The organism is Synechococcus sp. R55.3 (assembly GCF_047461975.1).
In the GTDB taxonomy this organism is placed as follows: domain Bacteria; phylum Cyanobacteriota; class Cyanobacteriia; order Thermostichales; family Thermostichaceae; genus Thermostichus.
Window position 1 is genome coordinate 1 of the sequence record NZ_JANSIG010000013.1, and the last position, 12,135, is coordinate 12,135.

14 protein-coding genes and 1 pseudogene are annotated in these 12,135 nt (G+C 58.3%); 10 read left to right on the forward strand and 5 right to left on the reverse strand.

The window, feature by feature from the left end:
* Positions 1-69: 69 nt before the first annotated feature.
* The 3 genes and pseudogenes from NW849_RS03455 to glmU all read right to left on the reverse strand — a co-directional run.
* Positions 70-522 (reverse strand): RNA-guided endonuclease InsQ/TnpB family protein, encoded by a 453-nt coding sequence (locus tag NW849_RS03455; RefSeq protein WP_414355920.1) that lies wholly within the window; start codon positions 520-522, stop codon positions 70-72.
* 90 nt (positions 523-612) lie between these two features.
* A complete protein-coding gene (locus NW849_RS03460) occupies positions 613-1,119 on the reverse strand; it encodes a PPC domain-containing DNA-binding protein (protein ID WP_414355965.1) in 507 nt (168 codons plus the stop codon).
* Positions 1,120-1,161: 42 nt separating this feature from the next.
* Positions 1,162-2,511 (reverse strand): annotated as a pseudogene (gene glmU, locus NW849_RS03465) (bifunctional UDP-N-acetylglucosamine diphosphorylase/glucosamine-1-phosphate N-acetyltransferase GlmU); the annotation flags it as partial.
* Between the two features lie 390 nt (positions 2,512-2,901).
* On the opposite strand from glmU, the gene NW849_RS03470 reads away from it, so the two are divergent.
* The 6 genes from NW849_RS03470 to NW849_RS03495 all read left to right on the forward strand — a co-directional run bounded on the left by NW849_RS03470 (position 2,902) and on the right by NW849_RS03495 (position 6,000).
* The gene (locus NW849_RS03470) at positions 2,902-3,345 is read left to right on the forward strand and encodes a zinc ribbon domain-containing protein (RefSeq protein ID WP_414355921.1); all 444 of its coding nucleotides are present in this window, start codon (positions 2,902-2,904) and stop codon (positions 3,343-3,345) included.
* Between the two features lie 29 nt (positions 3,346-3,374).
* Positions 3,375-3,803, forward strand: a complete 429-nt coding sequence (locus NW849_RS03475) for an SHOCT domain-containing protein (RefSeq protein WP_414355922.1) — start codon at positions 3,375-3,377, stop codon at positions 3,801-3,803.
* Between the two features lie 145 nt (positions 3,804-3,948).
* Positions 3,949-4,407, forward strand: coding sequence for an MAPEG family protein (locus NW849_RS03480; RefSeq protein WP_414355924.1), 459 nt, complete (start codon positions 3,949-3,951; stop codon positions 4,405-4,407).
* 136 nt (positions 4,408-4,543) lie between these two features.
* Entirely contained in the window at positions 4,544-4,813 is a 270-nt protein-coding gene (locus tag NW849_RS03485; protein ID WP_414355925.1) for a hypothetical protein, read from the forward strand.
* 36 nt (positions 4,814-4,849) lie between these two features.
* Positions 4,850-5,530 (forward strand): energy-coupling factor ABC transporter ATP-binding protein, encoded by a 681-nt coding sequence (locus NW849_RS03490; protein WP_414355927.1) that lies wholly within the window; start codon positions 4,850-4,852, stop codon positions 5,528-5,530.
* A gap of 257 nt (positions 5,531-5,787) precedes the next feature.
* Positions 5,788-6,000 carry a CP12 domain-containing protein gene (locus NW849_RS03495; protein WP_011434185.1) on the forward strand — a complete coding sequence of 71 codons (213 nt, stop codon included), beginning with the start codon at positions 5,788-5,790 and terminating at the stop codon, positions 5,998-6,000.
* 398 nt (positions 6,001-6,398) lie between these two features.
* Here NW849_RS03495 and NW849_RS03500 read toward each other — a convergent pair whose 3' ends face one another.
* Both NW849_RS03500 and msrB read right to left on the reverse strand, forming a co-directional pair.
* Positions 6,399-7,202 carry an FTR1 family iron permease gene (locus tag NW849_RS03500; protein WP_414355928.1) on the reverse strand — a complete coding sequence of 268 codons (804 nt, stop codon included), beginning with the start codon at positions 7,200-7,202 and terminating at the stop codon, positions 6,399-6,401.
* Positions 7,203-7,251: 49 nt separating this feature from the next.
* Complete coding sequence (msrB, locus tag NW849_RS03505) at positions 7,252-7,743, reverse strand: peptide-methionine (R)-S-oxide reductase MsrB (protein WP_414355930.1); 492 nt, start codon at positions 7,741-7,743, stop codon at positions 7,252-7,254.
* Positions 7,744-8,034: 291 nt separating this feature from the next.
* Here msrB and ndhN point away from each other — a divergent pair, with 291 nt between their 5' ends.
* From ndhN to NW849_RS03525, 4 genes are all read left to right on the forward strand, one after another.
* Positions 8,035-8,478: an NAD(P)H-quinone oxidoreductase subunit N gene (ndhN, locus tag NW849_RS03510; protein WP_414355931.1), complete on the forward strand. Its 444-nt coding sequence runs from the start codon at positions 8,035-8,037 to the stop codon at positions 8,476-8,478.
* Between the two features lie 94 nt (positions 8,479-8,572).
* Complete coding sequence (locus tag NW849_RS03515) at positions 8,573-9,607, forward strand: LdpA C-terminal domain-containing domain (RefSeq protein ID WP_414355932.1); 1,035 nt, start codon at positions 8,573-8,575, stop codon at positions 9,605-9,607.
* 15 nt (positions 9,608-9,622) lie between these two features.
* Positions 9,623-11,548: a R3H domain-containing nucleic acid-binding protein gene (locus NW849_RS03520; protein WP_414355933.1), complete on the forward strand. Its 1,926-nt coding sequence runs from the start codon at positions 9,623-9,625 to the stop codon at positions 11,546-11,548.
* Positions 11,549-11,785: 237 nt separating this feature from the next.
* Positions 11,786-12,135 (forward strand): Uma2 family endonuclease (locus NW849_RS03525; RefSeq protein ID WP_414355934.1); only part of this gene is annotated, 350 nt, incomplete at its 3' end.

Sequence of the window (12,135 nt, forward strand, 5' to 3'; positions counted from 1 at the left end):
CTGGTAGTAATCCGTACTGAACATATTATACATTATTTTCAGTATAGTTGAGCTTATTATTGACTAGAGTCATGCTCTCAAGCTAACAACCACGTTCTTGGGTGTGGTCACCGGGAGCAGCTCTGCACAGCGCAGCCAACCGAAGATAGGTACCTTGATGCGGTTGCCAGAAGTGCGAATACTCCCTTCCAGGTAAAAGCTGTCTCGCACTCCCTTGCGTTTGAAGCGGGGAAACTTCCCCAACCCACCCCGCCAGCGCTTAAGGGCTTGCTCCAAGTTGCGTAATGCCTGCTGAGGGGCGCATTTGGAGACCTGGTAGTACCAGCGATGTTCTTTCTTCACCTCGGCCACTAGGCGCTTGTGCAGGTCAATGGCGGTGGGAAGTTTTTGCTGGTTCTCCAGGGCTTGCCGACAGACTTCTAAGCCCCAGTTATAGGCGTGGCGGGCTACCCCAGCGTGTTGGGCGGCTAGAGTTGTTTGCTTGCGGTTAAGAATGAGTTGCGTCCGAAAACCCAGTAACATGCCCGCCACACCGCAAAGCGTCCATGAGTTCCGTGAAGCTTTCGGCTTGGCGCTCACAAGCCCCCTTTAGCTTTAGGTAACTCATGTTGACTACTGTAAGCTTTTCGGCCTGCTGTTGTCAGCCTCTGGTTTTGTCTGCTGGTTTTGCTGGGGTTGGGGGGGTGGGGACGGCCAGCAGGGATCCCCTGCCACGGGTTGGATGTGCAACTCCAGGTAGCCGGTGGCCGGATCCGGTTGACGGGAGAAGCGATACTCCGGGCTGTCGGCGAGGACAATTTCGGCGGTGGTGTAGATGAGGCAGCCGGGGCGCAGGTGTCCCCCCCAGGTTTGGCCTCGGGCATCGGCAACGGTGAGATGGAGATGGACTCCGTCAGGGCACAGGGATCCACTCAGGGCCAGGATCTCCAGGCGTTCCGACAGCAGGTGATCCCCCATTTGGTCGGCCAGGCGCAGGATGGCTTGGCTGAGGCTGCCGACAGCGCTGAGGACAAACCCCGCTTGCAAGGGCTGCTGCCGGGCCAATCGCTCTAGTTCCTGCTTGAGATCTTGGCCGGGGAAGAGGCGCAAGGGATAAATCTTGAGGGATCCCGGCGGCATGGGCTGGAGCTCTTGGCGGCGGGAGGAGCGGATCCCGGGTCGCCAGCCGGGCTTAACCACCGGGCGGGAGCGAGCGATCACCAAGCAGTCATCCGGCAGGGGGTAGCGGGCAGGGATGGTGGAGCCGGCGGCAATGGTGACATTGGATCCCACCTGCAAAGGAGCCACCAGAACCGAGTTGGCGCCTGTTTTGCTGCGATCCCCAATTTCGGTAAAGTGCTTTTGCTGGCCGTCGTAGTTGGCGATGATGGTGCCCGCGCCGATGTTGACCTGGGATCCCAGCTTGGCATCGCCCAGGTAGGCCAAGTGGGCGGCATTGCTGTGGGATCCAATCTGGGTATTTTTGGTTTCCACAAAGTTGCCGATGCGGCAGTGATCCCCAATCTGGCTGTGGGGGCGCACGTGGGCGTAGGGGCCTATCCAGACGTGGTTGCCGATGCGGCTGTGGCTGACCACCGAGTAGAGAATGTGACACCCAGATCCAATCTCGCTGGACTCGATCCAACTGCCCGGCCCCAGGCGGGTTCCCGAGCCAATGCGGCACACCCCTCGCAGATGGGTTTGGGGCTCGATCACCACATCGGGGGCCAATTCCACCGTTTCCTCGAGGCTGCTGCTGTCGGGATCCACAAAGGTGACCCCGGCTTCCATCCAGGCTTCCTTGAGGCGATCCTGCAAAATCTGGTACGCCTGGGCCAGTTGGCGGCGGTCGTTGACGCCCACAATTTCTTGCGGATCGGCAACATCCAGAGCGATGGCTTTGCCCACCCGCTTGACGGCATCCGTTAGGTAGTACTCCTGCTGCGCGTTGTTGCGATTGAGATGGGGCAAAACCTGAGCCAGAGCCGGCCAGTGAAAACAATACACCCCACTGTTGATGCGGCGATTTTGCCGTTGGGCTGGGGTGCAGTCTCGCTCTTCCACCAGTTCCAGCACTCGCTGTTGGGCATCGCAGAACACCCGTCCATAGCCATAGGGATCCGCCACCTGAGCCGAGAGCAAGGTTACCTCTGGGTTCATCTGGCGGTGGCGCTCCACCAGAGCTTGCAGGGTTTCTGCCCGCAGCAGGGGCACATCCCCGTTGATCACCAGCAGATCCCCCTGAAAACCGCCCAGGACGGGCAACAGCTGTTGAACGGCGTGTCCGGTGCCCAATTGCTGGGCCTGCTCCACAAATTCAACCGGGTACTCCCGCAGGGCTTGGCGCACCTGCTCCTGTTCATAACCCACAATCACCAGACAGCGGTGGGGTTTCAAGGTTAGCACCGTGCGCAGCAGCCGCTCGATCAAAGACAGGGATCCCAGCTTGTGCAGCACCTTGGGCAGCCGTGATCGCATCCGGGTGCCCTTGCCCGCTGCCAAGATCGCTACCGATAGCTCCCGCTCTGCCATGTTCCTTCCCCGAACTGCCCCCATCAAGTATAGGCGGCAGGATTCTGCCCAAAGGTAGTCTGAGGTTCGCTCCAAGTTCCTGAGCTCTGTGGGGCCAAAACTGAGCTAGCCTAACAAAACGTGCGGAATTCCCCACCCTCTGTAGAGTGGGGATGGATAGCACCACCGGGTCGGTTGCTCAGGGGATAAAGCCCTCAGAACTGGGATAGAGTGTGTCTACCAGAAGGTGGAAGAAAATCAGCCGGCGGGAAGCGCAACTGCAAGCAAAGGTTGCTCGTCAGCGCAAAGACTGGCAACACAAAGTGACGTCAGAGATAGCTTGTCGTTATGGCGAAGCGCTCCGCGCCGCCATAGGCGAACGGCGTAACGGAGAAGCTGCATGTCAAAGGGATGACCTGCAAGGGTGGGAAGCGCAAGGCAGGGCTGAACAAGTCCATTCTGTCGGTGGGGTTCGGTACATTGAACCAGATGATTACCTACAAAATCGAGCAGAAAGGTGGTTTAGTTCTCATGCTTCCCACTCAGACCCTCAAACCGAGCCAGCGCTGTCCCCAATGTGGGGCAGTCCACAAGGAGTGGGCAGACTTGAGCAACCGCTATCATGTCTGCTCTGGTTGTGGGTTTGAGATTCCCAGAGATTGGGGTTCGGTGATGGTGATGTACAACGTTGCCACTCATCGGCAACCGGGGTTGGGAACCAGCCTCGTGAGTCTTGGATGCTTCAGCTCTACTTCAAAGTCCTGCGGGTCTATGAAGCACCTGGGGCAGAGGAAGAGACTAAAATCCTGCCGTCAAGGGGATGGGGAAACCCCATCCGCCTATGCGGTGGGGTAGTTCATTGGCACATCTAACGGGTGCAAGCCATGACTGAGAGCAGGGATCCTGATACGCCCCCACAGGATCGTCGGCGGTTAATCCGAGAGGTGGCCGGTTGGCTGGCGATGCTGGGGGTGCTGATCCCAGGGTTGCAGCGCTTCTATATGGGGCACCAACGCTGGGGCTGGGGCTACTTGGTGGCGGGGCTGATGGTGTTCGTTCCCTCCATCCCGCTGCAGATTCTCAGCTACGGGGTACGCGCCCTTTGTTTGCTGGAAGGGCTGTGGATCCTGACCATGAGCAATGCCGATTTCGATTTTCGATTCAATCGAGGGTTGATCGAGCTGGAGTGGACCAGTGTGGAAGGCCGAGAAGCTCGGGATCCCGAACAGCAGTTGGAAAGCCTGTTGAAACAGGGCTTGATCACCCGCGCTGAATATGAGGAGCGCCGCCGGCAAATCCGCAAGATCTCCTGACCCAAGCATCAATCACCAAATCAGGCTTCTGCCCGGCTGGCCAGCCCGGTAAATAATGGTTCTGGTGTTGGTTTTCCCGGCAATAGCTCCTGCCCGAGCTGGGCTCCTTCCTCTCCCCTGTTATCTTGCACCGTCCTTTTGCCTTATGTTGCCAAGCCTTCCTCTCGCAGCTATCCCCCTGTTCTCTATTGCGGCAGCCATGCTCTTGGTCTATCTGCCCATGGGGGTGGTGGGTTATGCCCGTGCCCGCGTCGGCTACGACCTGCATGCCCCTCGGGCTATGTTCGATAGGCTACCTCCATATGGACAGCGGGCCACCTGGGCTCATGCCAACGGGTTTGAGACCTTTGAGACGTTTGCGGCAGCAGCGTTGATTGCCTACATCACCGGCCCACACCCGGATCCCTGGTATTTTGGCCTCAGCGGAGACGAAGGGGTAGCCGTGCTGTGTGGGGTGTTTCTGCTGGCGCGGCTGCTCTACAACTTTTTCTACATTGCCGATATTCCCATTGGGCGCTCCCTCTCCTTTTTGGCGGGATCCCTAGCTACTTTGGGCCTGTTGCTGATCAGCCTGCTGCCTTTTCTCGGCACGGGCCTGGCCTAGTCTGGCGAGAGAAATTCTCCTATCCCGGTATCCTGGCCCAACCTGCGATACTGGAAAAGGACTCCGTCCTGCTGTCACGAACGGGGCCCTCTTGGTGCCTCTCTTCTGTCCACGGCCCACTACACAACGGTCAGCCATGTACACTCTGGAACTGCTCCTGAAAGGAAACCCTGCCCCTATTGTTGTCCATCAAAAAGAGGAAGAAGCGGCCAACCGGGCCTACCAAAGCATCGTCAATGCTTTGCGGAGCGGATCCCCTCAGAGTTTGGAGCTGACCTGTGACCGCACCGGCAAAAAGGTGTTTCTGCTCACCGGTGAGTTGTGTGGCGTGCAAATGACTTCTAAGTCGGGCAGCGCCAGCCCCATGGGAACCCGTCCCGGTTTTTTGGCCCAGTTGCAAAGCTGAGGACAGCCCTTTTCTCTCTGCCGCTAAGGGATCCCCATGTCTGAGGTGGCCATTCGGGTGGAGAGCCTGACCTTTGCTTGGCCGGAACGTCCGCCGGTTTTGCAGGCGTGCAGTTTTGTCATTCCCAAGGGCCAGTTGTGGATGCTGTTGGGGCCCAATGGCAGCGGCAAGTCCACTTTGTTGCAACTGTTGTCCGGATCCCTGACCCATCCCCAGCCCCTTTCGGGCCACCTGGAGATTCGCGGTCGGCTGGGCTATGTGTTTCAAAACCCGGATCACCAACTGTTCATGCCCACGGTGGGAGCCGATGTGGCCTTTGGCTTGGGAGCAGAGGCTCTGACCTTGGCGGAAATTCACCAGCGGGTGGAAACAGCCTTGGAGCAAGTCGGATTAAAGCACCTGATCCGTCGGCCCATCCACGGCCTCAGCGGCGGACAGAAGCAACGAGTGGCAGTGGCAGGGGCTTTGGCCCGGCGCAGCGAGGTGCTGCTTTTGGACGAGCCGACAGCCCTGTTGGATCCCGACAGCCAGGCGGATTTGCTGCGGTGCATCCGGCAACTGGTGGATCAAGAAGGCATCACCGCCCTCTGGGTAACCCATCGGCTGGCGGAACTGGAGTGGGCAGACGGGGCGATTTTTCTCTCGGAAGGCCAAGTGCGTCAACAGGGATCCCCAGAGCAGGTGCGGCAACGGATTGAACAACTGTTTGGAGCCTGAGGGATCCCTGCGCATCCTGATCCCAAAGAGATCGCGAAAGCGTAGCTGCACCCCCCGGGTGTCCCTGTTTAGAATAGGTAATGTATCCGGTTGATCAATTCGGTTGGCACAAGGTCATTATCCTGGACTCATTCCTCATCTGGATCGGCTGGTTTTTACCTGTTGATCCTCGGTTACACCGAATCCCTACAGGTTCTGCGTCAACCGGTTATATCAGCGGGCCACCGGCCCCATCTAGTCTAAAGGAGCTTGAGAACATGGGACTGTCTGAAGTGATCGCCAAAGAGCTGGAAAATGCTCGCAACGTCTGCTCTGAGTACGGCGAAGGGGATCCCCACTGCCGTGCGGCCTGGGACGCAGTTGAAGAAGTGCTGGCAGCTCGCAGCCACCAGCCGAGGACTCCCAGCAGCCTAGAGCAGCACTGCGCCGAAAACCCAGATGCTGTTGAATGCCGGGTCTACGATACCTGATTCTCGGGAACCCCACAGAGTGGATGCTCTCTGTCGATTCCGTAGCGATCGACAGGGTTTCCTACTGGGGATCTCCGACAAAATCCAGCGGCCTGCCGGATCCCTGCCGGTAGGCTTTGCTTTCTTGGACTGGAAGGCTTGACTGGGTGCGGTTTCAGGCGCGACGTACAGAGCGCTTTCTTTTTAGGGTCATTTTGATTCAAACCAGGACACTGCACCCGCACTTAAAACGTTAGATGCACAGGGCCAGAAGGCTTTTCCCAGTACCTCGGTCGCCTTGTCCCAACCTGAAACGACTATGAAATTGTGACCTGCATCATTGCCATCCATCAAAACCAGGACAGGGATTCATCAAACTTATGGCTTATGGGATCCCCAGTGCCGGTGGAGAGCGTTTTTCACGAAGAAAGCCTCTGAGCAGAATCAGCCCGCAGCCATTGCCTCACCCACAAGGCGAAAGCTATTCCCAGCAGCACCAGTTGGGGGAGCAGCGTCTGCCAAGTGGGATATATGCCCAGCCAGCGCAGCTTTGGGATCCCAACAAGAGGAGTGATGGGCAGCCAGTCCGCCACCTGTAGAGCGTGCAAGCCACTGCCCAAAAACTTAAAGCCCAAGTAGAAAATCAGCAGACTTAGACCCCGGAAAAAAACTCCCAGCGGCAATTTCAGCCCCACCTGCAGCAGCAAGATCGCCAGTGCCACCAACACCAGGGATCCCAGGCCGATCCCCGCCCAAAAATCTTTTGCCGAGAGGGAAGAGGCCAACCCCACATAAAACAGCACCGTTTCCGCCCCCTCGCGAAACACCGCCATAAATGCCAGAAAAGCCAAGGAAAACACTTGACCGGTGGCCAGTGCCGCCTGCGCCTGTTCCTGCACAAAGGTTTGCCAAGAAACCACTGCAGCCCGGCGGTGCAACCAAAGGCTGACCGAAAACAACAAACCTGCTGCCGCCAGCCCGGTGATCCCTTCCAGCACCTCTTGCCGCGTGTGGGTGAGCATCTGCTGGAAAAACAGCTTCACCAGCAGGCCGAGCATCACCGCTGCCAGCAAGCCTGCGGATCCCCCTAGCCACACCCAGCGCTTCTGAGCCGATTGCCCGCTCTTGCTCAAAAGGGCCAGCAGCGCCACCAACACCAAGAGAGCCTCTAGGCCCTCCCGCAGCAAAATCGAAGCAGCATCCAAGAAGGTATAGTCTGACATGGGCTCACCCAAACAGGCGGCTCAATTCTGATCGAAGCCAAGAGGATTTCTAGGCGGTGGCTGGGATGAACTTGAGGGCAGCAGAATTGATGCAGTAGCGCAAGCCCGTGGGCGGGGGGCCATCCCGAAACACGTGCCCCAAGTGCCCGCCGCAGTTGGAGCAGTGGACTTCTGTGCGGGGCACAAACAATTTCCAGTCCGTCTTGGTACCGATCACATGGGGAGCAATCGGCTCCCAAAAGCTGGGCCAACCGGTGCCACTGTCGTACTTGGCCGCTGAGGAAAACAGCTCCTGCCCACAGCCGGCACAGACGTAGATGCCCGCAGCTTTGTTGTCGTAGTAAGCGTTGCGGAAGGGGGGCTCAGTGCCCTCTTGGCGCAGCACATAGTATTGCTCTTCGGTGAGCAGTTGCCGCCACTCGGCGTCGGTTTTGGTGAAGGGATAAGTCTGTTGGGCCATTGCTCTTTGCTCTCCTGCCAAGCTGAGGGGTGCTGTGACGAACCCGGCCACTGCCGAGGTCAATAGCTCGCGTCGTCGCATCGTGAGGTTCATCTGTCGTCGCTGTGTGAGTGACAGGGAGGCGATCCCTGCTCAGAGGGATCCATCCGTCTTCGTCCGCCACCGCTGGGTTGAGACTTGCGAGTAGGTCATCTATATCTTAACTCTTCTTTACGTTCCCTCCTGCAAAACAGGGAAGTAGGCAAGTATTCTTCTATGGGTTTTCTATGGGTTCTATCGACAGCTTCTATCCCCGGCTTCGGGCCCGCTCCCGCTACAATGAGCTCACGTGGGCTGCTTGTCCAACCCTAGACGAGTCATGGAGTTTTTCCTATGCTGCTGGTCGGCTCAGGTGCAAAGTTTGTACAGCAACTGGAGCAAGCTGGAGCTTTGGCCATCTATGTAACCCCAGAAGGGGGGTCCGAAGGACATTACCTGCGGCGGCTGCGCGGAGCTGGGTATGAGGTGGTCACCCTCTCCAGCAAGGGAATCGGGGATCTGGCCAGCTATTTGACGTGCATTCATGGGGTACGGCCTGCCACATTGGGCAAGTCGGAGCGGCGCACCTATTTTTTCCCGGCGTTGATCGAGCAGTATCGGGCCACCTTGCCCCCAAAAGCTAAGGGGTTGGTGTTCTGGTTTTACGAAGGGCATGTGTTCAGCCAACAGGAACTCTCCTACCTGGTGAAGCTGAGTCGGGAAGACAAGGGAGTGAAGTTTGTGGTGGAACTGGGCCGAGAACGGTCAATTCGTTGGCAACCTCTGCAGAGCGCCTGAACCTCTCTTCAGGATCCTCGAAATTTCTTTGCTACCATCTCAAATAGATGGCCTGCGGCTCAGATTCCCATCCTGCTAGCGGCTTCTTGTGCCTGTGACCTTGCCAACCGCCTCGCTGCAACAGGGTACCTGGTTTAAGTTGATCTGCGGTGCAAGTTTCCACCACTTGCCCTCGGTTCGGGAGCTGGCTTTCCTTTACACGCTGGCCGGGGCAGATTGCATTGATGTCGCTGCCGATCCGGCCATAGTGCGGGCCGCTCAACAAGGGATCCAACGGGCACAAGCCGAAGATCCCCAGGCGGGATCCCCTTGGTTGATGGTCAGCGTCAATGACGGTGAAGACGTGCATTTCCGCAAGGCGGTGCTGACGGCTCCTGTTTGTCCTGCCGACTGTCCTCAGCCTTGTCTGGCAGTTTGTCCCCCTCATGCTTTGACCCAGGCAGCCCTTCCTGCTCAAGTCCACATCCAGACAGAGCTGTGCTACGGCTGTGGGCGCTGTGAGCCGGTTTGCCCCCACCGGCGCATTGCCACCTTCGGCTACCAGGTCGCTTTGTCAGAAGTTTTGCCGCCTTTGGTCGAGCTGGGCATTCAAGCGGTGGAGATTCACACCTGCATCGGTCGCCAGAGGCCATTCGAGGAATTGTGGGGATCCCTGAAGCCCTGGCTACCTCAGCTCCAGGCCATCTCGATTAGCTTTAACGATGGTCCGGGCCTAGAGGCTTATTTGAGGGATCTGCTGGCCCTCATGGATCCCTTGCCGGAGGTGTTGATCTGGCAGGTGGATGGCCGGCCTATGAGTGGGGATATTGGAGCTGGCACCGGCAAAGCTGCCCTAAAGTTGGCCGAGAAGGTACTGAATATGGGTCTGCCAGGCTATGTGCAATTGGCAGGAGGAACCAACGCCCAAACGGTGCCGCTGTTGGATCCCCGGTGGCCGGTGGCGGGGGTAGCCTTCGGCAGCTACGCGCGACAGTTGGTGTCAGCCTATCTGGAAGGGCCAGCCCACAGCTCATCGGAGTCAGGATGGAATCCCGGATTGGCGGCAGGGATCCCGTTGGCCAAGCAGTTGGTGCAGCAAGTAAAGCGGCGATCCGTTGCTTTTAGGCAAACCTGTTTTTCCTGCGTTTAACGACGTTGCTCAGCCATGAGTTTCCCCGTACAGCCCTCAACCCCAAGTCCGTCGATGGATCCGGAAAGTGCTCCGCACCGCTTACGTGAACGTACCGGCTTTCCCGGCCAGGTTCAATACAGCGACGACCTGAGTAAGCTTTTGGATATCCTGCCTGCTCCGATTCGTGAGCGCCTAGAACAGCATCCCCACTTGGATCGGTTGGTGGAGGTGGTGCTGGATTTGGGTCGCCGCCCCGAAGCCCGCTTCCCCGGCTTTGCCGATTACCTTTCAGAAGACGTGATCACCCGGGCCGACTTGGATCAGGTGATCAGCCGGGTTGGAGAGTTCAGCAGTGACAACCGCGCAGGCATTGCCTCTACCCTGCACCGGATCAGTGCCATTCGCAACCGCCAAGGCACGATCATCGGCCTTACCTGTCGGGTGGGTCGCTGCGTTATCGGCGTGATCAGCATGATCCGCGACCTGGTGGAACAGGGGCGCTCTATGCTGTTGCTGGGCCGACCGGGGGTGGGCAAAACCACGGCCCTGCGGGAGATTGCCCGTGTGCTGGCCGATGAGCTGGGCAAACGAGTGGTCATTATCGACACTTCCAACGAGATCGCAGGCGATGGAGACGTGCCCCATCCGGGTATTGGTCGGGCCAGACGGATGCAGGTGGCCAGCCCAGAGCTGCAGCACAAGGTGATGATCGAGGCAGTGGAAAACCACATGCCCGAAGTGGTAGTTATCGACGAGATCGGCACTGAACTGGAAGCTTTGGCCTCTCGTACCATTGCCGAGCGGGGGGTACAACTGGTGGCCACCGCCCATGGCAACCGCATCGACAACCTGATCAAAAATCCCACCCTCTCCGACTTGGTAGGCGGGATCCAATCCGTCACCCTAGGAGATGAAGAGGCGCGGCGGCGCGGCTCTCAAAAGAGTGTGTTGGAGCGCAAAGCTCCCCCTACGTTTGAGATTGCCATAGAGATGCTGGAGCGATCCCGCTGGGTCATCCACGAAGATGTGGCCGCCACTGTGGATCGTCTCTTGCGCAACCGCGAGCCGCTGACCCAAACCCGCAGTTTAGACGAACACGGCCAGGTGGTGATAGTGCGGAGCACCGCTGGCGCAAACGGGCGCCCGGCTCTATCTGGCCCCCAATGGCCCCCTGCCGGCAGCACAATCTCCGCAGCACGGGAGCGGGGAGGATGGCAACGCTCTGGACGGATGGAAGCTCTGCCTTCAGAGCCGCTTGAAAGTCGCTCGCAGCAGCAAGGAGAATCGGGTTTGCTCCTGGAGAGGCGAGAGGACTCCGTCCCGCTAACGCCAGCGGGATCCCGTCCTGCCGCTCAGGTGGTGGCCGAATCCAGAGTAGAATCCGGCTCTGACGAAGAAGAAGATTTGGACTGGGAGGGATCCGCCCTAGCCCCGACAGGACGGCAGCAGAATCCGGATGGGCCGCTGATGATCTACCCCTACGGAGTGAGCCGCTTCTACCTGGAGCAGGTGATCCAAACCCTGAAACTGTCGGCGGATGTCACCAAAGATCTAGACGAGGCAAACATTGTCTTGGCCTTGCGATCCCAGGTGCGCAGCCGTTCCAAGATCCAGCAGATGGCCCACTCCCGCCAGATCCCGATTCACACCGTCAAGGCCAATACTCTGATTGCTCTGGCTCGCGCCCTGCGCCATATTCTCAACATTGAAAGCGAAGAGGGATCCGATTCCGACCTGGAGCTGTTCATTCGCGCCAGCTCAGGCGATGAAACCGAAGCTCTGGAAGAAGCCCGCCTGGCGGTGGAGCAAATTGTCATTCCCAAGTCTCAGCCGGTGGAACTTTTGCCCCGTTCGCCTCTGATCCGCAAGCTCCAACACCAGTTGGTGGAACATTACCACCTGCGGGCCCAAAGCTTTGGCGAAGAGCCCAACCGCCGCTTGCGCATCTATCCCAACTAGCCCCACACGATAGCGCAGCCAATAGTCCAGCTCTAGAGAACCTCTATCCATTGAGCCGTCGTGGTTAGAGAGGAAGGACTCCGTCTCGCTTCTGTGAACGGGATCCTGGGCTAAGATTTGGCTACGCCAAGTGTGGTTCCCGCCGTTGCGACAGCGCTGCAGGTGTCGGCCCAGTGCCGTAGGTATAGCCGCAGGGTGCCCTGGGCATAGCACCATCCATTGCTATAGGGATAGCCAATGACTGCCACAGAAGTACGCTGGACTACTCGAGACATCGAGGCTCTGCCAGAGAATGAATGGATCCGCTACGAGATCATCGATGGAGAACTTGTAGTGACTCGTTCTCCTCACCACAAGCATCAGCACCTGGCCGGGCGGATTTTCTCCCTGCTGGATCAATGGTCGCTCGAGACCGGGCTGGGTGAGCCTTCCATTATGCCAGGTCTCATTTTTTCTGACTCGGACAGTGTATCTCCCGATGTTGTTTGGGTTAGTTATGAGCGGCTGTCCCAGATTCAAGATGAAGCAGGACATTTTCGGGGTGCCCCTGAGCTGGTGGTTGAAGTCCTATCACCTGGAAAAGTTCA